This window comes from uncultured Pontibacter sp. (assembly GCF_947502515.1).
GTDB lineage: Bacteria > Bacteroidota > Bacteroidia > Cytophagales > Hymenobacteraceae > Pontibacter.
On the sequence record NZ_CANNAI010000001.1, the window covers coordinates 718888 to 743069 of the forward strand.

General features: G+C 50.7%; 18 protein-coding genes. 5 read left to right on the forward strand and 13 right to left on the reverse strand.

Annotation, left to right across the window (positions count from 1 at the left end; genetic code table 11):
* Window positions 1-15 precede the first annotated feature (15 nt).
* A complete protein-coding gene (gene dnaE / locus Q1A54_RS03405) occupies window positions 16-3639 on the reverse strand; it encodes a DNA polymerase III subunit alpha (RefSeq protein WP_299985008.1) in 3624 nt (1207 codons plus the stop codon).
* A gap of 487 nt (window positions 3640-4126) precedes the next feature.
* Window positions 4127-5212 (reverse strand): mechanosensitive ion channel family protein, encoded by a 1086-nt coding sequence (locus tag Q1A54_RS03410; RefSeq protein ID WP_196114321.1) that lies wholly within the window; start codon window positions 5210-5212, stop codon window positions 4127-4129.
* 226 nt (window positions 5213-5438) lie between these two features.
* Here Q1A54_RS03410 and Q1A54_RS03415 point away from each other — a divergent pair, with 226 nt between their 5' ends.
* Window positions 5439-6767: an MFS transporter gene (locus Q1A54_RS03415; RefSeq protein ID WP_299985011.1), complete on the forward strand. Its 1329-nt coding sequence runs from the start codon at window positions 5439-5441 to the stop codon at window positions 6765-6767.
* Between the two features lie 71 nt (window positions 6768-6838).
* Here Q1A54_RS03415 and Q1A54_RS03420 read toward each other — a convergent pair whose 3' ends face one another.
* The 4 genes from Q1A54_RS03420 to Q1A54_RS03435 all read right to left on the reverse strand — a co-directional run bounded on the left by Q1A54_RS03420 (window position 6839) and on the right by Q1A54_RS03435 (window position 12607).
* Window positions 6839-9424 carry a LysM peptidoglycan-binding domain-containing protein gene (locus Q1A54_RS03420; RefSeq protein ID WP_299985013.1) on the reverse strand — a complete coding sequence of 862 codons (2586 nt, stop codon included), beginning with the start codon at window positions 9422-9424 and terminating at the stop codon, window positions 6839-6841.
* 342 nt (window positions 9425-9766) lie between these two features.
* Window positions 9767-10411: an O-methyltransferase gene (locus Q1A54_RS03425; protein WP_007656213.1), complete on the reverse strand. Its 645-nt coding sequence runs from the start codon at window positions 10409-10411 to the stop codon at window positions 9767-9769.
* 139 nt (window positions 10412-10550) lie between these two features.
* Complete coding sequence (locus Q1A54_RS03430; protein WP_299985016.1) at window positions 10551-11789, reverse strand: pitrilysin family protein; 1239 nt, start codon at window positions 11787-11789, stop codon at window positions 10551-10553.
* A 65-nt stretch (window positions 11790-11854) separates the two neighbouring features.
* Complete coding sequence (locus Q1A54_RS03435; protein ID WP_299985018.1) at window positions 11855-12607, reverse strand: hypothetical protein; 753 nt, start codon at window positions 12605-12607, stop codon at window positions 11855-11857.
* 162 nt (window positions 12608-12769) lie between these two features.
* Between Q1A54_RS03435 and Q1A54_RS03440 the strand changes: the two genes are divergently transcribed.
* The 3 genes from Q1A54_RS03440 to Q1A54_RS03450 all read left to right on the forward strand — a co-directional run bounded on the left by Q1A54_RS03440 (window position 12770) and on the right by Q1A54_RS03450 (window position 17091).
* Window positions 12770-13768: a glycosyltransferase family 9 protein gene (locus Q1A54_RS03440; RefSeq protein ID WP_299985020.1), complete on the forward strand. Its 999-nt coding sequence runs from the start codon at window positions 12770-12772 to the stop codon at window positions 13766-13768.
* 188 nt (window positions 13769-13956) lie between these two features.
* Window positions 13957-15249 (forward strand): aminopeptidase P N-terminal domain-containing protein, encoded by a 1293-nt coding sequence (locus Q1A54_RS03445; RefSeq protein ID WP_299985022.1) that lies wholly within the window; start codon window positions 13957-13959, stop codon window positions 15247-15249.
* Window positions 15250-15636: 387 nt separating this feature from the next.
* Window positions 15637-17091 (forward strand): OmpA family protein, encoded by a 1455-nt coding sequence (locus tag Q1A54_RS03450; RefSeq protein WP_196114329.1) that lies wholly within the window; start codon window positions 15637-15639, stop codon window positions 17089-17091.
* Between the two features lie 640 nt (window positions 17092-17731).
* Here the strand turns inward: Q1A54_RS03450 and Q1A54_RS03455 are convergent.
* The 7 genes from Q1A54_RS03455 to Q1A54_RS03485 all read right to left on the reverse strand — a co-directional run bounded on the left by Q1A54_RS03455 (window position 17732) and on the right by Q1A54_RS03485 (window position 22319).
* The gene (locus Q1A54_RS03455; protein WP_299985025.1) at window positions 17732-18655 is read right to left on the reverse strand and encodes an aspartate carbamoyltransferase catalytic subunit; all 924 of its coding nucleotides are present in this window, start codon (window positions 18653-18655) and stop codon (window positions 17732-17734) included.
* Window positions 18656-18662: 7 nt separating this feature from the next.
* Window positions 18663-19211 (reverse strand): bifunctional pyr operon transcriptional regulator/uracil phosphoribosyltransferase PyrR, encoded by a 549-nt coding sequence (gene pyrR, locus Q1A54_RS03460; RefSeq protein ID WP_196114331.1) that lies wholly within the window; start codon window positions 19209-19211, stop codon window positions 18663-18665.
* 229 nt (window positions 19212-19440) lie between these two features.
* Complete coding sequence (locus Q1A54_RS03465) at window positions 19441-20919, reverse strand: hypothetical protein (RefSeq protein ID WP_299985027.1); 1479 nt, start codon at window positions 20917-20919, stop codon at window positions 19441-19443.
* A 106-nt stretch (window positions 20920-21025) separates the two neighbouring features.
* Window positions 21026-21430 carry an EVE domain-containing protein gene (locus Q1A54_RS03470; protein ID WP_299985028.1) on the reverse strand — a complete coding sequence of 135 codons (405 nt, stop codon included), beginning with the start codon at window positions 21428-21430 and terminating at the stop codon, window positions 21026-21028.
* A gap of 35 nt (window positions 21431-21465) precedes the next feature.
* A complete protein-coding gene (locus Q1A54_RS03475; protein WP_299985030.1) occupies window positions 21466-21666 on the reverse strand; it encodes a hypothetical protein in 201 nt (66 codons plus the stop codon).
* A gap of 9 nt (window positions 21667-21675) precedes the next feature.
* Window positions 21676-21900 (reverse strand): hypothetical protein, encoded by a 225-nt coding sequence (locus tag Q1A54_RS03480; RefSeq protein WP_299985032.1) that lies wholly within the window; start codon window positions 21898-21900, stop codon window positions 21676-21678.
* 20 nt (window positions 21901-21920) lie between these two features.
* On the reverse strand, window positions 21921-22319 hold the full coding sequence (locus Q1A54_RS03485; RefSeq protein ID WP_299985034.1) for a hypothetical protein: 399 nt from the start codon (window positions 22317-22319) through the stop codon (window positions 21921-21923).
* 117 nt (window positions 22320-22436) lie between these two features.
* Between Q1A54_RS03485 and polX the strand changes: the two genes are divergently transcribed.
* Complete coding sequence (gene polX, locus Q1A54_RS03490) at window positions 22437-24182, forward strand: DNA polymerase/3'-5' exonuclease PolX (RefSeq protein WP_299985036.1); 1746 nt, start codon at window positions 22437-22439, stop codon at window positions 24180-24182.

A 24182-nucleotide genomic window follows, 5' to 3' on the forward strand; every position in this document is an offset into this window, starting at 1 on the left:
AAATTTTCAAATCAATTACAACAGCTTACACTCACCCAGTCCCAAGTCCTTCACCTGACCCAAGAATACCTTCGGGTCAATGCGATACTTGCGGGAGTAAGTCGGCAGCACCAGCTTTTCGTCCGGTACGTGCAGGGTGATTTCCAATCGCTTCTGGCCCGGGCTGGTCGCGATGGCTTCTTCCAAAGCTTCAGCTACATTCGGGGTAAGCAACTGCAGGTTTACATTCAACTGCACGCCCTGCGCCATTTTGTCCATCACATCGCCCAGGAGTTGGATGTTGGTTGGCTTGAGCTCCCACTGGTCTTCGGTTTTATAGCGCAGCTGCACCTTACCCCTAATGAACAGGTATAGCCCCTGTCGCAAGTATGGCTGGAACTTCATGTAGTCCTCTCCAAATAAGGCCATTTGCAGTGTGGTGTCGTAGTCTTCGATCGAGAACAGCGCAAAAGGATTACCGTTCTTGGCTGTCCGGATCACTACTTCTGACACCATGCCGGCCACGTTGATGTCCTTATTTTTGTGGTTGGCGATGTCAGCCAAAGCGGAAGTGCAATAGGAGTCGATTTCCATTTTGAACTGGTCGAGCGGATGGCCCGAAATGTAGAAACCTACCACTTCTTTCTCGCGACGCAGCATTTCGGCCTGCGTCCATACCTGTACCTCCGGGATCTTCGGTAGTGGCGAGGCCACAGCGGCACTGCCCCCAAACAGCGACTGTTGCGCTGCCTGTTGCTCTGCCTGGTAGTTGTTACCGTAGCGAACCGCCTTTTCCAGCAAGCTGATGTTTTCGCCTTCCGGCACTTCCATCAGCTGCGCACGGTGGTAAAGCCCCCACGAATCGAACGCACCGGCCAGGGCCATGCTTTCAAACGTCTTCTTATTCACGGCGCGCAGGTTAATGCGCTTCGAGAAGTCGAAGATATCCTGATATGGACCGTTCTTTTCTCTTTCTGAAATAATGGCATCCACCGCCGCTTCGCCAGTACCTTTGATGGCGGCCAGACCGAAACGGATCTGCCCTTGTTCGTTCACGTTGAACTTCAACAACGATTCATTCACGTCCGGACCCAACACGGCCACGCCTTGCTTGCGGGCTTCCTCAATAAAGAACGTCACCTTTTTGATGTCGTTCATGTTGTTGGTCAGCACCGCCGCCATGTATTCGGCAGGGTAGTGCGCCTTGAGGTAACCGGTCTGGTAAGCCACCACCGAGTAAGCGGCGGAGTGCGAACGGTTGAAGCCGTACTGGGCGAACTTCTCCATCACGTCGAACACCTCCGAAGCCTTCTTAGCCGGGATTTTATGCATTTCTGCCGCTCCCTTAATAAACTTCTCACGCTCCTCGGCCATCTTCTTCATGTCCTTCTTACCCATGGCACGGCGCAGCAAGTCGGCACCACCCAGTGAGTAACCGGCCAGAATCTGGGCCGTCTGCATGATCTGCTCTTGGTATACCATGATCCCGTACGAGTAATTCAGGATCGGCTCAAGCAGCTCGTGCGGGTATTCCACTTCCTCTTTGCCGTGCTTGCGGTTAATGAAGTTCGGGATGAACTGCATCGGGCCCGGACGGTAAAGGGCGTTCATGGCAATCAAATCTTCAATGTTGGTCGGCTGCAGGTCCTTAAGGTACATGCGCATACCTTCCGACTCGAACTGGAACGTACCGATCGTGTCGCCGCGCTGGTACAGTTCGTAGGTTTTCTCGTCGTCTATCGGAATATTGTCAATGTCGATCTCCACGCCATGGTTCTTCTTGATCAGTTCCATGGCGTCTTTAATGATGGTCAGGGTTTTCAGACCCAAGAAGTCCATCTTCAGCATACCCGCACTCTCGATCACCTTGCCATCGAACTGCGTCACGAGCAGGTCGGAGTCTTTGGAGGTCGAAACAGGTATGTAATTGGTGATGTCGTCCGGGGCGATGATGACGCCCGCGGCGTGTATACCTGTGTTGCGCACCGAGCCTTCCAGCTTTTCAGCCAGCTTCAGTACGGCAGCGCGTGCGTCGTCTCCTTCGCGTATGGCAGCCAACTCGAGGTTCTCCATAAAGGCCTTGGCCAGCGTGGTGCCCGGCGTCTCAGGTACCATTTTGGCCAGTTCGTTAGCCTCGGCCAGTGGCAGAGAGGTCGAACGGGCCACGTCTTTGATCGACGATTTGGCAGCCATCGTACCGAAAGTGATGATTTGAGCTACCTGCGTTTTGCCGTACTTGTCCACCACATAGTCGATCACGCGCTGGCGGTTCACGTCGTCAAAGTCAATATCAATATCGGGCATGGACACACGCTCCGGATTCAGGAATCGCTCGAAGAGGAGGTTATACCTGATCGGGTCGATGTTGGTGATACCGATGCAGTAGGCGACTGCCGAACCAGCGGCAGAACCACGACCCGGCCCCACAAACACGCCCATGTCACGGCCACGGTTGATGAAGTCCTGCACGATAAGGAAGTAACCGGCAAATCCCATCGTCTTGATCACGTGCAGCTCAAAGTCGAGTCGCTCGGTCACCTCAGCGGTAACTTCAGAATAGCGCTTGGCAGCTCCTTCGTAGGTCAGGTGACGCAGGAAATCGTCAGCGTCGGCGTGCTGCGGCGGAATCGGGAAGTTCGGCAACAGGATATCGCGCTTCAGAACGGGCGGCGTAATCTTGTCAACGATCTCGTTAGTATTGTCCACCGCTTCGGGCACGTCCTTGAACAGCTGGTTCATTTCGGCCTGCGTCTTGAAGTAGAACTGGTCGTTGGGAAAACCGAAACGGGTCTTCGGACCAGCTTCGTCGATGCGCTGCAACATCTGGCGCACACTCATTTGGTTGCTATACTTGCTGCGCACATTCTCCACGGTGTCGTAAATCACCTTCTGGTCGTCGCTCAGGAAGCGGTAATATTTCGTGGCAAAGTCACCCACCGGCGTGCTCTGGTCTTCGCCTGTGTTCACGCAAAGCAGGATGTCGTGTGCGTTCCAGTCCTCCTGGTCCACGTAGTGGGTGTCGTTGGTACAGATTACCTTGCAGTTATACTTCTTTGCCCACTTCAGTAGTACTTGGTTGATGTCCTCCTGACTTTTGCCCGTACCATCGATGTTCATCAGGCCATGGCGCTGTATCTCGATGTAGTAATCCTCACCGAACACGTCCAGCCACCACTTGAATATCTCCTCAGCCTCTTCCTCGCTTTTCCACAGAATCGCCTGTGGCACCTCGGCGCCAATGCAGCAGCTGGTCGCAATCAAGCCTTTGCTGTACTTGAGCAGCAGTTCCTTATCGATACGCGGCCACTTGCTGTATACCCCTTCGATGTAAGAAAGAGAGCAGAGCTTCGCCAGATTCTGGTAGCCCTCCTGATCCTTGGCGAGTAGCAACTGGTGGTGACGCACGTCCTTCTGTTCCTTGGTAAAGGTTTTCAGGTGACGGTCTTTCACCAGATAAAACTCACAGCCCACGATCGGCTTCACGTTATACTTGTTGGCTTCGTTAACGAAGTTGAAGGCGGCAAACATGTTGCCGTGGTCGGTCATGGCGACGGCGGGCATGCCATCAGCCTGCGCCTTTTTCATGAGTGCGCTGATGCTGGCCTGACCGTCGAGCAGGGAATACTGGGTATGGGTGTGTAAGTGCGAAAAAACAGGCAAGACTATAGAGAATTAGTAATGACGAATGATGAATTTAGAATGACACGCATGAATAGTTCTTTTTAAACTATCGGTCATTTTCGGGATGTTAAAATTACGGAAAATTGATCGGCTGCCCAAACCAAAAACAGCCCTGCTGCAAAACAAAAACGCGACGGAAATAGTCCCGCCGCACTCTATTATATTACCATTGTCTGGACTTCAAAATGTTAGGTTAGTGCTTCTCCAATTTAGGCCTTAAAGTAAACTCACTGCTTGAGAGCAAGACTGTTTCATTCTCTCTTTTTGTCATCCTGTAAGGATCTTGGTCATAGAGGGCCCCTACCCCGCAAGTAGCATAGGCTTAACCTCCAGGGGGTGGGGGCCCTCTATTTTAAACAAGTTTCTTTGCAGAATGACATTAGTTTTAGAACTTATTCCCTTAGGATAAAAGGACCCTGACTTCAAGGATACGGTTTCGCATTTCCAAATTCAAATTGGTCAAGTACTAAAACATCCGCTCCGCTTCATTCCCAACCATTTGCTTCTCATTCACCACATAAAGTTTCTGGGTAGGGTAGGCGAATTCAATACCGCGCTTCTCAAATTCCCGGAACAGCTGCATGTTGATGGCCTGCTGCGTGTCCATGTACTTATTGAAATCGGAAGACAGCACATGGTATACAATCACAAAATCGAGGGAGGAGTCGCCGTAGGAGGAAAAGTGCGCCCGGTCAAACTCGGCCAGTTCCTGTGACGTGATGATCTCTTTGATGATCTCAGGTATAGCCTCCACCTTATCGGCAGGCGTTTCGTAGGTTACGCCGATACCGAACTGGATACGGCGACGTTCCATGCGCTTGTAGTTGTGAATGCGGGAACTGGTCAAGTCGGAGTTGGCAATGATCAGCTGCTCTCCTGTCAGGCTTTTGATGCGCGTAGTTTTCACACCGATATGCTCAATGGTGCCGCTCTTATCGCCGAGCGCAACAAAATCACCCACTTCAAAGGGCCGGTCCAGAAAGATGACGAAGTAGTTGAAAAGGTCACCTAAGATGTTCTGTGCGGCCAACGCCACCGCGATACCACCTATACCCAGACCGGCAATAATAGCCGTAAGGTCATAGCCCATGTTATCGAACAGGAAACCAATGCCGATAAACCAGATCACCATGTTGATGATCAGGCTGATGGCCCCGATCTCGTTGGCATTGCTGCGGTCATGGTGCTTTCTCTTGAAGTAGGATCGGACCAACATCACCAGCGTGGTCGTGATAAACCGGATGACCATGAACGTAACGGCTACAGTAATGGCAATCTGGAAGATACCGGCAATCCTCGGGGTAAGGTTTAGGGAGGTGATGCCAAGGTATATGACAATGAAGTGCACGATCGGAACGCCAAAGCGGGCAAAACTCTGCACTGCATAGTCGTCGAAGTGATTATTGGTGTTCTCGGTCCACTTTCGGATGCGGATCAGAACGGAGCGCCTGAAAATGGTGATGAGCAGCGAGCCCAGCAGGATGATGGCAAAGGCAATCAGGTAATCTTGGACAGTATTGTGGAAATAGACTCTATCTAAAAGGTCATTCATGTACTCGGGTGATTTGATGAAGCTTAAAGTTACAAAATATAAATAAATCCTAAAGACTGTGCCAGGTATACGGCGGTTCAAACAAGCAATTGTACAAAAGCAGATATGAGGCTTTTCACATTTTGGTGGTGATTTAGCCGGGGATTAAAAGATTTGTTTAAACTTTGGGCATGGGGCAGCCCGTAAGCATGTTTAATGCACGAACAGGTATAAGCGTAAAACAGGTATGGCAGAAGCAGAAGATTCAGGGAAGCTGGGGGGAATGTTCCGGGCGCTGCGCTCGCGCAACTACCGGCTGTTCTTTACAGGTCAGGGAATTTCTCTGATTGGTACTTGGATGCAGCAAATCGCCATTAGCTGGCTGGTCTACCGCCTCACCGACTCGGTATTCCTGCTGGGTGCTGTCACTTTTGCCAACCAGATCCCTTCTTTTTTGCTGGGACCTTTCGCCGGTGTGCTGGCTGATAAGTTCAACCGCCACCACGTGCTACTGGTCACGCAGTTTTTATCTATGGTACAGGCTGGTACCTTGGCCACGCTGGTACTCACCGACACCGTACAGGTATGGCACGTGCTGGTGTTGATGGCTCTGCTCGGCACGATCAATGCCTTTGATATCGCCACCAGGCAGGCTTTTGTGGTGCAGTTGGTTGAAAAGCGCGAAGACATCAGCAACGCCATTGCGCTCAATTCCTCTATGTTCAACATGGCCCGTCTGGTTGGTCCGTCGATCGCTGGTTTGCTGATTGCCTGGGTGGGAGAGGGGGTTTGTATCCTGATCAATGCGGTGAGTTATATTGCCGTGCTGGCCTCTTTGCTGATGCTACGATTGGAGCCTTTTATAAAAGAAGTGCGTCAGGGCAACGTGTGGGAGTCGCTTCGGCATGGCTTTTCCTATGCTTTCGGCTTTCCGCCCATTCGGGCGCTTATACTCATTGTTGGTCTGATCAGCCTGTTCGGAATGCCTTTCAGTGTGATGCTGCCGGTGTTTGCCCGGGATATATTAAAGGGTGGTGCCAATACGCTGGGATACCTGATGGGCGCATCCGGTTTAGGAGCTTTGTCAGGTGCACTGTTCCTGGCGCAACGCAAGTCTGTAATCGGGCTTGGTAAGGTGATCGTCTTCACCATGACCTTGTTCGGTACGGCGCTGATGGCTTTTTCTTTCTCTACAATACTCTGGCTATCGCTGGTGCTGATGCTGTTTACCGGTTTTGGTATGATCGTGACGATGGCCTCCTGCAACACCCTGTTGCAAACACTGGTGGATGATGACAAACGGGGGCGTGTAATGAGCCTTTACGCCACTGCCTTTATGGGGATGGCTCCGCTTGGCAGCATGCTGGCCGGCTCCGTGGCAGAGCAGATCGGAGTGGCCTATACCTTGCTGGGCTGCGGCCTGCTTTGTGCTGTGAGTGTCATCCCCTTCGCCTGGAACCTGAAGCGCCTGCGCTTGATGGTGCAGCCTATCTACGAGCGTCTTGGCATCGTGCCGGAAATTGCCACAGGGCTTCGTACAGCTTCCAAGCTGACGGCCCCTCCGGGAAAGCGCTAGGTGTAGCTATACCTTATAACCAAAAGAGCCAGCTGTTGCAGCTGGCTCTTTTGGTTTGATAATTTAGAATTCTACTTCTTTTTGATGGTCAGCTTGTCGCCTGGCTTCACGTTGAAGTCTGATTTGCCGTTCCACTCCATGATGTCCTTAATGGTGACGCCATACTTGCGGGAAATCTGGTAAAGGCTCTCGCCGGATACCACTGTGTGTTGGGTGCTGGCACCTGAAAAAGTTTCTGCTGGAGACTCTTCCAGATCTTCATTCGACCCTGCTGCGTCGGCTGGAGCTGTTACGCGCAATTGCTGCCCGATAGAGAGCGCTGAGCTGGAAAGGTTATTCCATGCCTTCAGCTCGTTTACTGTCACATTATACTTGCGCGAAAGCACGTAAAGCGACTCACCGGATGCTACCGTATGGATTTCAGTTTTTTCTTCAGCAGTTGGTGCTTCTGACTTCACCGCAGCATTAGGAGCAGATTCCTCAGGTACTGTGAGGGGCTCTGAGATGATGAGTTCCTGACCGATCTTGATTGGAGCATCACCCAGGTTGTTCCAAGTCGTGATATCGGTTACAGTCACAGCGTATAGTCTTGATATGGCCCACAAGGACTCACCTTGCTTCACTACATGGCGGGTAGGCTTGTTTGCTGGAGCCACCTTTTCTTTAGCTGGTGTGCTGGCCTGTGTATTTTTAACTGGCTCAGGCTTGGCAGCTGCTGTTTTAACTGGCTCAGCTTTGGCCGGAGTAGTCTTCTGAGTTTCACGTGCTGTGCTGGTAGCTTCAACCGTTTTTACTATTTCCTCTTCTATTTCTATTTCCTCGTTTCCAGAGAAGCCAACAAATACATCTTCGCTCAGACCCGCTGCCCATTCCGCATTTTCCTCTTCCGTCTCTTCGGTCTGCGCTTCCTGAATCACTGCTTTCTGCTCTTCGGTTTCCTGGGCTTTCTTGCCAGGATATAGCGCCGCAGTTTTTGGTTTTTCAGTAGCTGCTGGTGTTGCCGCCTTCTGCTCTGGTTTAGGTTCCACAGCTTTTACCCCCTGCTCAGGTGACTTCATGACAGGTGCAGGCACCGAATCATTCTTCGTGGTAGTCGCCACCTCAGCTGTTGTTTCTTCCTTGGCTGTGGCTGGTGCTGTTTCCTTTACAGGTGTTGGAGCAGTAGATGTTTCTTCTGTCTGCTCTGTTGCGGCAGCCGTTTGTGTTTCCTGTTGCTCAGGCTCCGTTGCCTGACCTTTCAGTTTGTTCCAGCTTCTTTTGAAGCGGGTCAGGAAATCATCTTTCTGCGCCGCAGGCTCTTTCGATGCAGGCTCTGCTTTTGTTTGTCTGGCAGAAGCGGTGGTGGTTTGAGGCGTATTTTCAGCTGCAACCATCACTGGCTTGCTGCTGGCAGGCACTGACTTCAACTCACGCACTTCTATGGCTACCCTGGCCGGACGACGCTTCTGTAGCCAGAGCACACGGCCCGGTACTGGCACCTCAGCACGCTTCATGCGGTTTTTGAATTGCAGGTAATCCATGCGGATGCCGTATAGCTGGGCAATTTCCTGCATGGTTTCCCCGTGCTGCACCACATGGTACTCTTTGTCAGCATTCAATCGTTTGGCCTCAATGTAATAAGCTTCGCCTTCCTCAAACTTGTCGAAGTCGCGCATGTCGTTGAAGCGAAGAAGCTTGCGGGTTGTAATACCAGCTTTTAGTGCCAGTTTGTCTTTGGTGTCGCCTTTGCCGGCTACGATTGCTTTCAGGTTGTTGCGCTTGATGATGCTGCCTGCTGCCGGTGCGGCAGCCGTCTGGCGGGCAGGTGCTGTGCGAACCGGTTCAGTTGACGCCACAATACCTGGCTCGGTTGTATGGCGAATGGGTAGCATGACATAATAGTCTTTGTCGGCAGGTATGGTGCCTCCCAAAAGCCACTTGTTATACTTCTCCAGCTCAGAGGGATCAGTTTCATACGCCAGTGCAATATCGGCGAGACTCTGTCCGGGAGTGGCACGCAGTTCACGCAGTGAAACCACTGGCGGAGCGCTCTTTCCGATAAAGCTGTCGTAGGCTACCTTATGCGCCAGGAAAGTCAGCAGGTATGGGTCAGATTTTTCGGTTATGTCCATTTTCTTGCTCCCCTTATCCGACTCCTTGGTATAGGCTTTGGCGCCAGAGTAACCATGGTAGTAGGAGAGTAGCGTGTTGAACCAGTTGTTGTAAAAGTTGTTGCTGCGCTTAAAATAGCGTGCAGCACCACGGCTGGCCTCTACAATATGCCGACGCTCATCCACGATGTGGTCCATGCGCAGGTTAAAGTCCAGGGCAGCTTCTTTCTTGAACTGCCAGTAACCAACTGCATTGGATGTAGACACGGCATCGCCGCGCAAGCCGCTTTCCTGCAGGGCCAAGTACTTGAAATCATCCGGAACGCCTTCTTCCTGGAAAGTACGCTCGATCAATGGGAAATAGGCGTCAGCCAGTTCCACCTTCATTTGGAAGTACTTCGGGCTACGGTGCAGGGCATCAACTTTTTTCTGGATCTCCTCCTGTGCTTTGGGTGAAATGCGCAGGTGAATGTCACCGAAATACAGGTTATGAGGTACGGTGACAGTTTGTGCCATAGCAAGCAGTGGCAGAAGCAGGAGCAGTAATAATGGTAATGGTCTCTTCATAAAGGTAAAGGAGTAAAATAAGCGAAGCTATCCACAAAAAGCCTACAGTATATGTTGAAACAGATGTTGATAACTCATTAAGGTATAGTATGTTCTCTATATAGAGATACGCTTGCAAAATTAACGCAATTTGTCGCTCATTCTAAAGCTTAGAACGAAGTAATTTAGGAGAAATTTTTCGCTGTGGATAAGTCGGTAGCCTGTGCAGCCGGGAACTGACAGATGAATACCGCATAGGAGCAGGCGGAGGAAGATTATACCTGCTTTGCTATACCTAAAGAGAGTGAGCTATACCTGATCTAAATAAAAAAGGTGGCATTGCTGCCACCTTCTCTGTTGCTTTTACTTCTTTCGGGCAACCATCAACCCGTCCCGCACGGGCAGCAGAATGTTCTCTACCCGCGGGTCATCCTGCACCTTTTTATTGAAATCCAGGAGGGCCGCCGTGTCTTCGTCTAGTTTTTTGCGATGCTTGGCCAGCACTTTGCCGCTCCACAGCACATTATCGGCAATGATGTAGCCGCCCGAACGTACCCGGTCAATCACCAGGTCATAATAAGTGGCATAATTATACTTGTCGGCGTCGATAAACACCAGGTCGAAAGTGGCGTCTATGGTTGGGATGATCTCGAGCGCATTGCCGATGTAGTATTTCACGCTCTCGCTCAAACCTGCCTCTTTGATGTAGCCGCGTACCATATCTTCGAGTTCTTCATTAATGTCGATGGTGTGCAGTGTGCCGTCTTCCTGCAGTCCTTCGGCTAGACACATAGCAGAGTAGCCGGTGTAGGTGCCCACTTCCAGAATCTGTTTCGGGCGGATCATGTGGGAGAACATGGAAAGCAGGCGCCCTTGCATATGACCAGACAGCATGCGCGGCTTCATTACATTCAGGTGCGTCTGGCGGTTTATCTTGCGCAGCAGCTCCGACTCTGGTGAGGTATGCTCCTCTGCATACTGCTGTAGTTCTTCGTCTAGGAATTCCATCTATTAAATTGTTAAATGGTTGATGGTTGAATGGCTAATTGTTTAAAATAGGTGTATCTCCAGACTAAAAATCATCCAGATGTGAAAGCCGGATTAATGGCCTTACTTATATGGTATAACAATTTAACCATGTAGCGATTTAGCCCTTAACAGGCACATAGTTCAAAAAGCTCAGTTTCTCTTCTTGCAGCACGTCGTTAGCGATGTCGATCAGGTCTTTGGCGGTGGTATTTTTGATCTGGTCGAAGATCTCGTTGAGGGTGTCGATGTGGCCCTGATCCAGGATGCTCTTGCCCATCATCATCATTAGCCCCATGTTGCTCTCTTCCGCCATCGCCAGCTGACCCATGAGTTGCTCTTTGGCGGTATGCAGTTGCAGCGAACCCAGTTGTTTTTCACGCAGCTTCTTAAGCTCTTTCATCACAAGGGAAGTGGTGCGCTTCAGCTGCTTCTTCTCTGTTCCGAAGTAGATCGAGAGCAGACCTGTGTCGATGTAGGTGGCGTAGTTGGCATCGATGGTATACACCAAACCGTGCTTTTCGCGGACGGCCAGGTTCAGGCGTGAGTTCATACCCGGACCACCCAGTAGGTTTACCAGCATAAAGAAAGGTATACGACGCTCATCGTTGAGTGCGTAAGCCGGGGATCCAATCACACAGTGTGCCTGAGAGATTGGTTTCTCGAATGTCACCGTCTTAGGTATATACTGTTCGAAGACAATGCGCTGGCGTGGCCTGCTGATGTGTGGAATGTCAGCCAGGTACTTTTCGGCTAGTTTCACCACTTTCTCAAAAGGCAGGTTGCTCACCGAACAAAACACCAAGGCCTCAGTGCTCAGGTTGTCTTTGATAAAACGCTGGAAGTCGTCTTTCTTAAAGCCCGATACGCTCTCTTTTGTGCCCAGTATGTTGTTGCCAAGCGGATGGCCGTCGAACACCACATTGTCAAACTCGTCTACAATGGCCTCTTCCGGTGTGTCCAGATACATGGCCATCTCCTCGAGTATCACACCGCGTTCTTTTTCTATTTCCTTCTCAGGGAAAACAGAGTGAAACGTGATATCAGTAAGTAGTTCGAAAGACTTCTCGAAGTGCTTATCGAGCACAGAGCTGTAGAAGCAGAGCTTTTCTTTGGTGGTATAGGCGTTCAGTTCGCCGCCTACCGACTCCAGTCTGTTCAGGATGTGGAATGACTTGCGCTTGGCAGTACCTTTGAAGGCCATGTGCTCCCAGAAGTGGGCCAGACCCAGCTGCTCAGGTTGCTCGTCGCGGCTGCCTATGTCCAGGATAAAGCCGCTGTGCGCAATTTTGGTGTGTAGTACTTGTTTGTGAACGATACGAATACCGTTCGGCAATGTATGAATATGATAATCAAGCATTCAGTTCGCAATTAGCCTGCAAAGATACGCAAAATTACCAAAATAGGCCGCCTGCTCTCCGAATGTTAGCGGTCGAGGTTGCGCCCGCCGACGTTGATCACAAAGCCCAGCGAAAACACGGAATAGCCTGCCGTGAGCGCCTTGCGGTTGCGTAATCCGAAATTGCTGCCGCTTGTATACTGCAATTGTACTGAAGGGCTGAGCACCATGCGGGTATAGAAAATCGGTTCCAGGAAAATATTGTCTTCGTTTGGCTGTACTACCCCGTTAAGCAGGTGTTTGTTCATGTTGACATAGCTCACGCGCAGGGCAGTGCCGTAGTTGAGCGGGTATTCGTTGCCCAGAATTCGCAGGGATTTTTTCTTTTTGGAGGTAAAGTTAACCTGTGTGAAATATTTGCTGAAACCGGCTTCGCGACGGGTATAGGTCATCACACCTTCCTTTTCTTCCTTTTCGGTGCGGTCGCTGCTGCCACCGCCAAAGCCGCCGTATACTTCCAGTACCCGGTTCTGATTCGGTCCGAAGGTAGTAAAGTAGCCCGCTCCTGCCTCGACCAGATTGTGGCGGAAATCCCGTTTCTTGCGTTCCTGGTTCAGCATAGAGCCGTTCAGCATCACCCCGATGTTGTCGGTGACAGCATAAGCCGTGTTGAAGGTAATATTGCCCTTTGGCGTAATGTGGCCAGCAGCACTCAGTTCACCTTTCTCCGTGAACATGGGTACATTGGGCACATTGGGCATGTAAGTTGACACACAGCCTGTGGTCAGGAAAAGGAGTGAGAATGCGAGAAGTTTAGCAGAATGTAATAGTGCTTTCATACGGGTAAGCGTGGCTAAAAGAACTGCTAAACTAACGCTCCTGCAGCTAAGAAGAAAAATATTTTTGTTCTTTTCCGTGAAAGGAAGCGCCCGTCTATACCTGCAGCATTCTGACTTTCAAGTCTAGCTGCATTGCCGTAGCTTTGCAGCAGCTTATACCTGATGAAAAAAATCCTGATCATACAGACTGCCTTTCTGGGCGATGTGGTGCTGGCAACCGGACTGGTGGAAAAACTGCATGCCCACTACCCGAATGCGCAGCTCGATTTTTTGCTTCGTAAAGGCAACGAGTCTTTGCTGAAAGGGCACCCGCTGCTGCGGCAGGTACTGGTTTGGAACAAACAAGAAGGTAAGTATAAGAGCCTGCTGCAACTGCTCAAACAGATCCGGCAGGAACGCTACGACCTGGTCGTGAACCTGCAGCGCTTCGGTGCCACAGGTATACTCACCGCGCTCTCTGGTGCTGGCGAGACAGTTGGCTTCGACAAGAATCCTTTTTCCCGCTTTTTTACGCGTCGCTATACCCACGACGTGAACTCAGGTACGCACGAAGTAGAACGTAACCATTTGCTCATAGCCAGTCTCACCGACGGGCAGCCAGCCAAACCCAGGCTATACCCTTCTCCTGAAGATTTTGACAAGGTTCAGCCGTTGAAGCAGGAGTCATTTATCTGCATGGCGCCTACCTCGGTGTGGTTTACGAAGCAGTACCCGCTGGAGCAGTGGGTAGAACTGCTCGATCAGTTGGGTGACAGGTATAAGGTATACCTGCTCGGAGCGCCGGCTGACAAAATGCATTGTGAAGAGATCATTAGCAAGACGAAAAACCAACGGGTAGTGAACCTGTGCGGGCAGCTCAACCTGTTGCAATCGGCGGCACTCATGCGCGATGCCGTGCTTAATTATGTAAATGACTCTGGTCCTATGCACCTGGCCTCAGCGTTAGATGCGCCTACCTGTGCCATCTTCTGCTCTACGGTGCCGAGCTTTGGCTTCGGGCCACTGGCAAGCTTCTCAGCTGTGGTGGAGAGGGAGGAGCCACTTTACTGTCGTCCCTGTGGTTTGCATGGGTATAAATCCTGCCCGGAGGGACATTTTAAATGTGCAAAAGATATCCGCACTGGGCAGCTGCTGGAAGTGCTCGCATCATGCACGGCTTAAGGGTGTTGGAACAGCAATTGTAATGCGATTAGCCAAGCATTGGGCCTGAACCTACAGCACCTGTTATATTAGGTTTTTTCTATAAAGGTGTTTGGACTTGCGATAAAAGTGCTACATTTGCAGTGCAAGTTCAGTCGGACCTATAACTCTGACGGACCACAGTGCCAAGCTACTATACCTACAAAACTATGAAATACCAGCCCATCGACAAGGAGCTGTTCTGCCATAACAGACGCAATTTTGTGCGGCAGCTCAAGCCTTCTTCTCTTGCTGTTTTTCATGCTAATGATGTGATGCCGACCAATGCGGATGGCACCATGGCGTTCCGCCAAAACAGTGACCTCTTCTATCTTTCAGGAGTAGACCAGGAGGAAAGCATTCTATTGCTTTTTCCGGACGCCCGTGACGAGCGCATGAAAGAAGTGCTGTTTGTACGCGAGTCCAATGAGCACATCATGGTTTGGGAAGGGTATAAGCTTACAAAGGAGCAGGCCCGCGAAACGTCAGGTATAGCCACTGTGCTGTGGCTGAAGGATTTTAAGCAGGTGTTCAACAGCCTGATGGCTGAAGCTGAGCACGTATACCTGAACACCAACGAGCACCTGCGTGCCGTGGTAGAGGTGGAAACGCGCGATGCCCGCTTTATTAAATGGTGCCAGCAGGTTTACCCGTTGCACCGCTACGAACGCAGCGCTCCTATCATGCACCAGCTGCGTGCGATCAAATCTGAAACAGAAATTGACCTCCTTCGCAAAGCATGCGATATCACTGAACTGGGTTTCCGTAGACTGCTGCAGTTTATCAAGCCAGGCGTGATGGAATATGAAGTGGAGGCGGAGATATACCACGAGTTCCTGCGCAACCGTTCACGCGGTCCGGCTTACAGCCCGATCATCGCGTCGGGCGAGAATGCCTGCATCCTGCATTACACCGACAACAGCCGCGAGTGCAAAGACGGCGACTTGCTGCTGATGGACTTTGGGGCCGAGTATGCTAACTACGCTGCTGATATGACGCGCACGGTACCGGTTAACGGGAAGTTTACCAAGCGTCAGCGTGAGGTATATGAGGCGGTGTTGCGTGTGATGAAAGCCGCTATACAGATGCTGGTGCCCGGCAACTCGCTTGATCAGTACCATGCCTTTGTGGGTACCGTCATGGAAAATGAACTGATCGGACTTGGTTTGCTCAACGAGAGCGATGTGCGTAACCAGGATCCGTCTAATCCGCTATACAAGAAATATTTCATGCACGGCACTTCCCATTATTTAGGGCTTGACGTGCATGATGTGGGCAGCAAATACCGTCCTTTTGAAGAAGGAATGGTGTTTACCTGCGAACCAGGTATCTACATAAGAGAAGAGGGAATAGGCGTAAGGTTGGAGAATGATATCCTGATCACCCGTAGCGGGCCAGTGGACCTTATGAAAAACATTCCGCTAGAGGCTGATGACATTGAAAGGCTGATGCAAAAACGCTAATAGCGTGCGTAGTAAGGGTTTACATATAACTACTCGCAGCCTTTTTTATTGTATTTACGTTAAAAAACAGATGCTTTGCATTAATTAATGTTGAGCATACAACCTACAGCTCGTAAAAAGGGTTGAAAATATAGAGATGCGCAGTTATAACTGACAGAAAAAGCAGTGCAAACAGTGCACCAGAGTAGATTTAGAATTTAAGCTGCTAAGGCCATTTTTTTATACTTTAACAAAATGCTTTTGCTTATGGATATAAACTACATCAATGCAACGACTACCCGCCTGACGTATCATAATATACGTTCCGTCTGTTTTTTTATAGAAATATAAAAAAACTTACCTGAAAATATGTACGTATTGTCATATCAAAATATACTTTTTAAAATTATGCGAAAAACTCTAACGAAACTATTCACAACTGCTTTTGCACTTGTATTCCTGCTGTCTGCCAATACAGAGGTACTTGCGCAAAATGCTGACCAACGGACAAACCTCCAGATTTATGGAAGTGCGCTCCAATATAAAGGTGATTTAGGAAACAACTGGTGGAAAGACAAAATGGGCTGGGGAGGCGGCGTATCGCTGAACCAATACCTGAGCCCTTCTTTTGATGCCGGTTTGCACCTAAGCTACGGTAACACTGAATTCAGCAGATTCGGATCCACCATGGATACCAAAATCGGTATGGCTATGCTTGGTCTGAGACTGAAAATGTATGGCAACATCCTGAAAGAGGATGCCTTCATCGGTCCATACCTATCAGTTGGTGGCGGTGCTCACTTCGTAAGACCAGAAGGTACTTCGCCAACTGGTGCCTATGAAGACAACTTCATTGCAGGTGCTGCTTTTGGTGGTGCCGGTCTTCGTTTCAGATTCTCTGAAAACATCAGCCTGTTCCTGGAGACAAGAGCTCACTTCACGAGCAACGACCGTTACGACAATATCGAGTCGAACATCAACGACCGCTTCCTACAGCACAACATTGGCCTTGGCATCAACCTGGGCAAAGCTAAAGATACTGACGGCGACGGTGTGCCTGATAGAAGAGACAAGTGCCCGGATACTCCAACTGGCGTACAAGTTGACAAAGACGGTTGCCCTATCGATACTGATGGCGACGGTGTTCCGGATTATCAGGATGAATGTCCTACTGAAGCTGGTGTAGCTAACCTTGGTGGTTGCCCTGACCGTGATGGTGATGGTGTAGCTGACAAAGATGACCGTTGCCCAGATGAGCCAGGTACTGCTGCAACACAAGGTTGCCCAGATAGCGATGGTGACGGCGTTCCAGATATCGATGACAAGTGCCCAGATACTCCACGTGGTGTACAGGTAGGTGCCGATGGTTGCCCAGTTGACTCTGACGGTGACGGTGTTCCGGACAACGAAGACCTTTGCCCTAACTCTCCAGGTACTGCCGAAACGAAAGGTTGCCCTGAGCTTGACGAGCGTACTAAGAAACTGATCGAAGAGAAAGTTCGCTTCGAGTTCGACCAGGCTCGCGTACAGGACGGCTACCGTCAGCTGCTTGACAGCATCGTAGTAGCGCTTGAGAAATACCCTGACCACGTACTGTTGATCAAAGGTCACGCTGACCACATTGGTTCAGAAGAGTACAACCAGGCATTGTCTGAGCAAAGAGCACAAGCTGTGAAGGACTACCTGATCCAGCGCGGTGTACAGAACCCAGACCGTTTGGTAACAAGAGGTTATGGTGAGACTCAGCCAATCGTGAAAGTTAATACCAGACTTTCTAAAGCCAGAACTGCAGCAGCCCGTGCTCAGAACCGACGTGTCGGTTTCGAGATGAACACGCCGGATATGCAACTGAATCTGGAGTAACATAAGTAACCGTTAAGGTTAAACGTTAAAAGGCCCCGCAGAGCAATCTGCGGGGCCTTTTTGTTTGTCTGGATCAGGATTTAGGGGATTTAAAAGGATGGACAGGATTGATGCTGCTGCGGTGCACGATTAACACACTCATGCCCCTCTTTTTGCAGAGGGCCCGTGCCCCTAGAGGGAATTGGGAACGATTGTCATCCCCCTGCCCCCCTTCAAAGGGGGACTTTGCTGCTACTACCAATTCTCAGGTATAAGCGTTGTAGTGATTACTACACATCACTGGCAGGTATAGCAAGACTAACTCGCACGCTCACAATAAAACAAGCAGCAGTGCTATGTGCGCTTTGCGGCGCTCCACTGTTTGAGCGTTCAGCGAGTTTGGAGCGTCTTGATTTTTTTGCTTACTTTTTTCATCAAGGAAAAAAGTAAGGCCCGCCCGGCCAGGGCATACGGTGCCCGCCGCACAGGCGAAGCTATGAAACAAATCAGGTTGCTATACCTGCAACAGCAGCCTATACCTCGGCCAGAGGCCCCACCATAGTAGACACGAGCGAGGACGCTCGCGCCATGAAGAGAAAGTAATAGAATAGCCGAGCCCCTACACCTGTAGAGCCCCTGCTAAAACCAATAAAGAGAAATTTTACTTCTTCGAAGCCAGCAGGTACAGCACCGCCATACGGATGGCGACACCATTCTCTACCTGGTTCAGAATGATAGAATGATGGGAGTCAGCGGCATCGGAACTCAGTTCTACACCGCGGTTGATAGGGCCGGGGTGCATAAGCACGATCTCCTTGTCGAGGCTGTCGAGCATCTTCTTGTCGATGCCATAATAGAGCGTGTACTCACGGAGGGATGGGAAATATTTCATCTGCTGGCGTTCCAGCTGAATGCGTAGCACGTTGGCTACATCGCACCAGGCGAGGGCTTTGCGCACATCAAATTCGACCTTTACGCCTAACTCTCTGATGTACTTAGGAAGCAGCGTTACAGGGCCGCACACCATTACTTCGGCACCAAGTTTTTGCAGAGCAAAGATGTTGGAGAGGGCCACACGCGAATGAAGAATATCCCCGATGATCACCACTTTTTTTCCTGCTACCTCACCGAGCTTCTCACGGATGGAGAAAGAATCGAGCAGGGCCTGGGTAGGGTGTTCGTGGGTGCCATCGCCGGCGTTAACGATGTTTGCCTCAATATGGCGGCTCAGGAAATGCGGTGCTCCCGGGCTGGAGTGGCGCATCACGATCATATCCACCTTCATGGCCAGGATGTTGTTCACCGTATCGAGCAGGGTTTCACCTTTCTTAACGGAGCTACTGCTGGATGAGAAGTTGATCACATCAGCAGAAAGCCTTTTTTCGGCTAGTTCAAACGAAAGACGGGTGCGGGTGGAATTCTCGAAAAAGACGTTGGCGATGGTAATGTCACGCAGCGAGGGCACTTTCTTGATAGGCCGGTTCAAAACATCTTTAAAATTGTCAGCAGTCTCAAAAATGAGTTGAATGTCTTCTGCTGTGATGTCTTTGATGCCGAGTAGATGCCGGACGCTGAGCTCTTGCATGGGTGCTTTATTCTTCGTTTTTGGTCACTAACCAGATATTGTCTTCTTGCGTGTCGGACCCTTGCCACTCCACCAGCACCCGCTGCGATTGCAGGGAGTTGACGCGCCGACCCACATAAGTTGGCTCAATGGGCAGGTGGCGGCTGTAAAGGCGATCAATGAGCACCAGCAACTCCACATTAGCAGGGCGCCCGAATGAGATCATGGCATCCATTGCGGCTCTCACGGAGCGACCGGTATAGAGTACGTCATCTACCAGGATCACCTTTTTGCCTTCTATCAAAAAGTCGATGTGCGTGGCGTTGGCGGCCAGGGGCGTTTCTCTTCTTCTAAAATCGTCGCGGTGGAAAGTGGTGTCGAGGTAGCCGGTAGGAACCGTAGTGCCCAGGATGGTTTTCAGCGTACTCTGAATACGCTGTGCCACCTGGCGTCCGCGGGGTTGTAATCCGATAATAACGGAATCAGAAAAGTCGCCATGGTTCTCGATGAGCTGGTGGCAAAGGCGCATCACCATGATCTCGAGCAACTGGTGGTTTACGATGAGTCTTTTCTGCATGGCCTGGGGGTCTTGGTTGCAAATATAGGATGTTCGGCTGAATTGTTAAATTGTTAGATAGCTAAATGGCTAAATTGTTGAATTGTTAAATTAATGAAATACCTTTTCTGAAGCAGGTAAGACAAAACTTCTAAACGAAAGGTATGCGAAGCCCGCACAAAATTGAAGAACAGGTATAGCCGCAATGCATTAAGTGAGCCCTGTAACCCCCAACGATTTAACTCTTCAATCAAAATGAAATCTTGTTGATGTAGAACACATTGCGGTTGGGACCATTGGGGTTGCGTATGCGCTGGAAACCGAAGGCGGCAAAATGGGAGCCATACCAGCGGATCAATCCTGGCATATCGGTGGTGAGGATTTTTTCTTCTTTTTCGTAGGGCAGGAGCTCCACAGAGGTTTCTTTATCTGTAAACTTGTTCTGCTCCATTTGGCGGTACACGACCTTGCTGCGATCAGGGTAGGCCATCACGACGCGTCCATCCGGTAGTCCGGCGACCTCCACGGCATGTGTGAGATCAGGGGTTAGCACATCACGAAGCGGGAAGGTGTTATCCCACAGCAGGATGCCATCCCGATCAAAACCCAAAGCAATGGCGTGCGTGCGCTTGTAAGCCTGTGCAACCCGTTCCAGCCCTCTGACCCGACTGTCAAAGTAGCCACTACTGTTACGGTACTGAGGGAAGTAAACCTCTGCGGCCAGTACATATCCGTTGGGTGTCGGTATCAAATCGTGCAGGAGCATGCGGTAGCGCTGCAGCGGCTCCTTGCCGGCGGCAATGCGGGCAAACTCACGTTTGCGGGTGCGCTCTTCACGACGGGGCTTCATGTACTTAAAGAAATTCTGAAGATCCAGCAGCGAGTAAAACTCACCTTCCACGATTTTGGAGATGACAGGCGCCGTGAAAAAGCCTTGAACAAAGCGAAGATCCCGTACGCCATACGTGCCGATGAGCATACGGGAGAGCGTGTCGCCGGGGGTAATCTCAGCGTTGAGCAAACTTTTGTCCTGAGGCTGAAGGATAAAGTAGTTCTGCTGCAGCTTGCCTTCGGAGTCAAAGCTTTTCACCTGCAGGCGCGATATCCGGCGGTTGGTTTCGGCCAACACCACATCTACACGGCCGTGCACGTGGTCGGTATGCAGGTCTGAGAAAGAAGACTCGTCGCCGTAGAGTGCGGGCAGCATCACGGGCTGTGGTTTCTCAGGGTCCAGGTATAGCAGGCTTGGCTTTGTGTCGTAGCTGTTGCCGGTGATCAGGAAATGATTGCCGCGCAGTACATTAAGTTCATAGATATACTCTGCCTTTTCGAGTACGACCTCGCTCTTGGTCAGAGCGCCACTGCCCAGGTGTAGCCGCACAAAGGTATAGAGTGTAGGTTTGGCCGCCTGAAAGATAAGGTAGGTATAAGGAGCCTCGGTATAATGGCGTATGAATTCAAACTCAGACTTCAGGTCCAGTTTGCTGGTCCATACCCGTTCCAGCTGCGTATCGTATTTCTCCAGCGTAAAATCAGGTTCCTTTGCCCAGGTGTCGGATTTGCGGCTGTAGACAAGCAGGCTGCTGTCTGGCAGGGCCATTATCTCTACACGGCTGTTTTCGAGCTCGTAGGGTAGCTCCAGGCGCACAGGCTGGCTAGGCTCCTGAGCCCATAGCAGGGTAGGTGCCAGCACAGCAAAGCAGAACAGCAAAGGGCGCAGGTATAGCATGTTACAATCTCGGGCTGCCGGCTGGCAGAAGGTATAAGGCAGTTAAATGCTTTGTACTCTTTTTTGTAAAGTAACGTTGTGCCTGCGTGCGGCAAGCCACCCCGGATTAGTTACCCAGGGCGAGCAGCACGTCAAACTCCTCAGCTTTGAGCGGCATCACCGACAGGCGTGACTGGCGCAGCAGAGCAATATTCTCGAGGCGTGGATCTTTCTTGATCTGTTCCAAAGTAACGGGATCCCTGAAGTCACGCACGGGCACCAGGTCTACCGCCATCCACTTTGGGTCGTCAGCAGTTGGGTCAGGGTAAGCGGCTTTGTCCACTTTGGCCATGCCCACAATCGCTTTTTCAGATACACTGTGGTAAAACAGCACCAGGTCGCCGGGCTGCATCTGCTGCAGGTTGTTGCGGGCTTGATAGTTACGAACGCCGTCCCAGCAGGCACGACCTTCTTTTACAAATCTGGCCCAGGAATAGGCCTCAGGTTCTGATTTTACTAACCAGTATTGCATGTGTAAGGTATAGGTAAAAGAAAGTGATATTCAGTTTAAGCGGCATGTTTTTCCGGCTGACCGGTTCGCCTCAGGTAAATAGCCACTTCGCCAATAAGCAGCCCGATCAGGAATCCCCCTGTGAAGCTGGCAAAGATGCGCGGCACATAATCAGTGTAAACAATGACAGCCGTAGCGATCAGCATCATGATCATCAGTCTTGTTTTGCGGGGTAAGCTGGCGAAGGTATATTTCATGGTTTAAAACTAAGCTTCGGTTTTACGATGGCTGCGTCTTCGCAGGTATAGTGCGGCTTCGCCTATTACGATGGCAAGCAGGAGCCCTCCTGCAAAACCACTGGAGAAATCTGCCAGACCTTTTGAGTAGCCTGCAAAATTATCCGAGTAAGTCATTGCAGCAGCTACGAGTAGCAGCACCGCATAGGTGATCAGGCGTGCTTTAAGGGAGAATTTCTCTATGGGCTTTTCCATGATGCTCTGTCTTCAAAATGCTAGTCCTGCACATCAGGTGTTACTCTTACCTTGAGCACACTGTCCTTCAGCGACAGCACTTCCATGGTATAGCGCTGCTCCGGGTGGCCATTGCCCTGGATGTGTACCAGGATGGTATTTTTGTCTTTGTATTCCCAGATGCCGATATGTTCTTCCAATCCATCAGCAGGAGCAATTACATACTGCTTGGCCACGCCTTCGGGCTCCAGCGCAAAGCCGGTACGACCTCTTGAGGGCGGAAAGTCATAGGTGTTGGGGCGGTATACAAGCACCTCATCCTCATCCTCTTCATAAGAGTGTAACCAGGTTTGACCCAGGAGTTCGGCCTCTGCCTTTTTACGGCAGGTGTTAGCCAGCAGCATGAGGCACAAAACGCATAACAGCGAAGCGTATTTCATATTTCTTGTTTGTATGCTTCTTTCAGAAAAAGCTAAATATATAGCTAAGATAGGGATTTCCTGCTTTATATAGAAGCCCCATTATATAAAAGGCCGCCAGGCAGTGGTGGCAAAGGTATGGCGGCTTTTTCTATCTTTGTACTTATACACAACACTGCCTTGGAAAATAAGAAAATCATAAAGCTGTTTAAGCTGGCCGCCGAGCTCATGGAGCTGCACGATGAGAATCCGTTTAAGGTACGCTCGTACGTGAACGGTGCCGCTGCGCTGGAACTGGTAGAAGAGCCACTTGAAACTAAAAGTCAGGCCGAACTGGAAGGTATAACAGGGGTGGGCAAGAGCATTGCCGCCCGCGTGATCGAGATAAAAGAAACCGGCTCTTTCACCGAACTGGACCAGCTATTGTCTGTAACACCACCGGGTGTGGTAGAGATGCTGCGTATCAAAGGCATTGGTCCGAAAAAGGTGCGTAACCTTTGGAAAGAGCTGGGTGCGGAAACGGTAGAGGAGTTGCTGGAGGCCTGTGAGCAGGATAAAGTGAGCAAGCTGAAAGGCTTCGGCGCCAAGACGCAGGAAAACATTAAACAGGCACTGCTCTTTACACAGCAGAACCGTGGCAAACTGCTTTTTGCAGAAGCCGAGCCGGCTGCTATTGCTTTGCTGGAGCAGGTGCAGCAGGTATTGCCTCGTGCTGAAGTAGCCTTGGCTGGCGATGTGCGCCGTTGCATGGAGATTGTAGAAAAGCTGGAGCTCGTTATCGGCACCGATAACCCGACGGAAGCAGAAGCCGCCCTGAATAAACTAAGTGAGCTGCAACAGGATGAGCTAATTTCAGGCCCTTTGGTATGGCGCGGCAAGCACAGCTTGAGTGGATTATCCACTGAGATTCGCTTTGCCAGTCCGGCTAACTTTCAGAATGAACGCTTTATACGCTCTGCCTCTCAGGAGCACCTGTCGCAGGTATTTGCTGCGAATAAGAACATGCTCACTGTGGCCCGTGAAGGCAGCCACAGTTCAGAAGAGGATATCTATGCCTCGGCAGGTATGGCCTACATTGTGCCGGAACTACGGGAAGGCACCAACGAGCTGCAGCTGGCCATGGAAAACAAGCTTCCGAAGCTACTGGAGGTTTCCGACCTGAAAGGCATTCTGCACAACCACAGCACCTATTCCGACGGCGCTCATACCTTGGAGCAGATGGCCACCTATTGCCGCGACATGGGCTACCAGTATTTAGGTATATCTGACCATAGCAAGACGGCCGCTTACGCTGGTGGTTTGCGCGAAGGAGACGTGCTGCGACAGCAGAAGGAGATTGATGAACTGAACCAGAAACTGGCTCCTTTTAAGATATTCAAAGGTATAGAGTCGGATATTCTGGGTGGTGGCTCCCTGGACTATGATGAGGACATCCTGAAAACGTTCGACTTCATTGTTGCCAGCATCCACAGCAACCTCAACATGGACGAGCAGAAGGCCACTTCACGTCTGATCACAGCCATCGAGAATCCTTACACAACGATGCTCGGCCACCCGACTGGCCGTCTGTTGTTGCGCCGCGAAGGTTACCCGATCAATCACAAAATGGTGATCGACGCCTGCGCCGCTAACAATGTGATCATCGAAATTAACTCCAACCCTTGGCGCCTCGACATTGACTGGCGTTGGGTGGCTTATGCGCTGGAGAAGGGCGTGATGCTAAGCATCAACCCGGATGCCCACCACACCAGCGGCTACGACGACATGCGCTACGGCGTGCTGGTAGGCCGCAAAGGCGGACTAACAAAGGAAATGACCTTCAATACGAAGTCGGCGGAGGAAGTGGAAGATTATTTCAAAGCCCGGAAGGAGAAGATAAAGTAA

Excerpts from the sequence above, each read along its gene's own strand:
- Q1A54_RS03410 (WP_196114321.1), bottom strand. The coding sequence starts at position 5,212 with ATGAATGACCTTTTAGATAGAGTCTATTTCCACAATACTGTCCAAGAT.
- Q1A54_RS03415 (WP_299985011.1), top strand. The coding sequence starts at position 5,439 with ATGGCAGAAGCAGAAGATTCAGGGAAGCTGGGGGGAATGTTCCGGGCG.
- Q1A54_RS03420 (WP_299985013.1), bottom strand. The coding sequence starts at position 9,424 with ATGAAGAGACCATTACCATTATTACTGCTCCTGCTTCTGCCACTGCTT.
- Q1A54_RS03425 (WP_007656213.1), bottom strand. The coding sequence starts at position 10,411 with ATGGAATTCCTAGACGAAGAACTACAGCAGTATGCAGAGGAGCATACC.
- Q1A54_RS03430 (WP_299985016.1), bottom strand. The coding sequence starts at position 11,789 with ATGCTTGATTATCATATTCATACATTGCCGAACGGTATTCGTATCGTT.
- Q1A54_RS03435 (WP_299985018.1), bottom strand. The coding sequence starts at position 12,607 with ATGAAAGCACTATTACATTCTGCTAAACTTCTCGCATTCTCACTCCTT.
- Q1A54_RS03440 (WP_299985020.1), top strand. The coding sequence starts at position 12,770 with ATGAAAAAAATCCTGATCATACAGACTGCCTTTCTGGGCGATGTGGTG.
- Q1A54_RS03445 (WP_299985022.1), top strand. The coding sequence starts at position 13,957 with ATGAAATACCAGCCCATCGACAAGGAGCTGTTCTGCCATAACAGACGC.
- Q1A54_RS03450 (WP_196114329.1), top strand. The coding sequence starts at position 15,637 with ATGCGAAAAACTCTAACGAAACTATTCACAACTGCTTTTGCACTTGTA.
- Q1A54_RS03455 (WP_299985025.1), bottom strand. The coding sequence starts at position 18,655 with ATGCAAGAGCTCAGCGTCCGGCATCTACTCGGCATCAAAGACATCACA.
- pyrR (WP_196114331.1), bottom strand. The coding sequence starts at position 19,211 with ATGCAGAAAAGACTCATCGTAAACCACCAGTTGCTCGAGATCATGGTG.
- Q1A54_RS03465 (WP_299985027.1), bottom strand. The coding sequence starts at position 20,919 with ATGCTATACCTGCGCCCTTTGCTGTTCTGCTTTGCTGTGCTGGCACCT.
- Q1A54_RS03470 (WP_299985028.1), bottom strand. The coding sequence starts at position 21,430 with ATGCAATACTGGTTAGTAAAATCAGAACCTGAGGCCTATTCCTGGGCC.
- Q1A54_RS03475 (WP_299985030.1), bottom strand. The coding sequence starts at position 21,666 with ATGAAATATACCTTCGCCAGCTTACCCCGCAAAACAAGACTGATGATC.
- Q1A54_RS03480 (WP_299985032.1), bottom strand. The coding sequence starts at position 21,900 with ATGGAAAAGCCCATAGAGAAATTCTCCCTTAAAGCACGCCTGATCACC.
- Q1A54_RS03485 (WP_299985034.1), bottom strand. The coding sequence starts at position 22,319 with ATGAAATACGCTTCGCTGTTATGCGTTTTGTGCCTCATGCTGCTGGCT.
- polX (WP_299985036.1), top strand. The coding sequence starts at position 22,437 with ATGGCGGCTTTTTCTATCTTTGTACTTATACACAACACTGCCTTGGAA.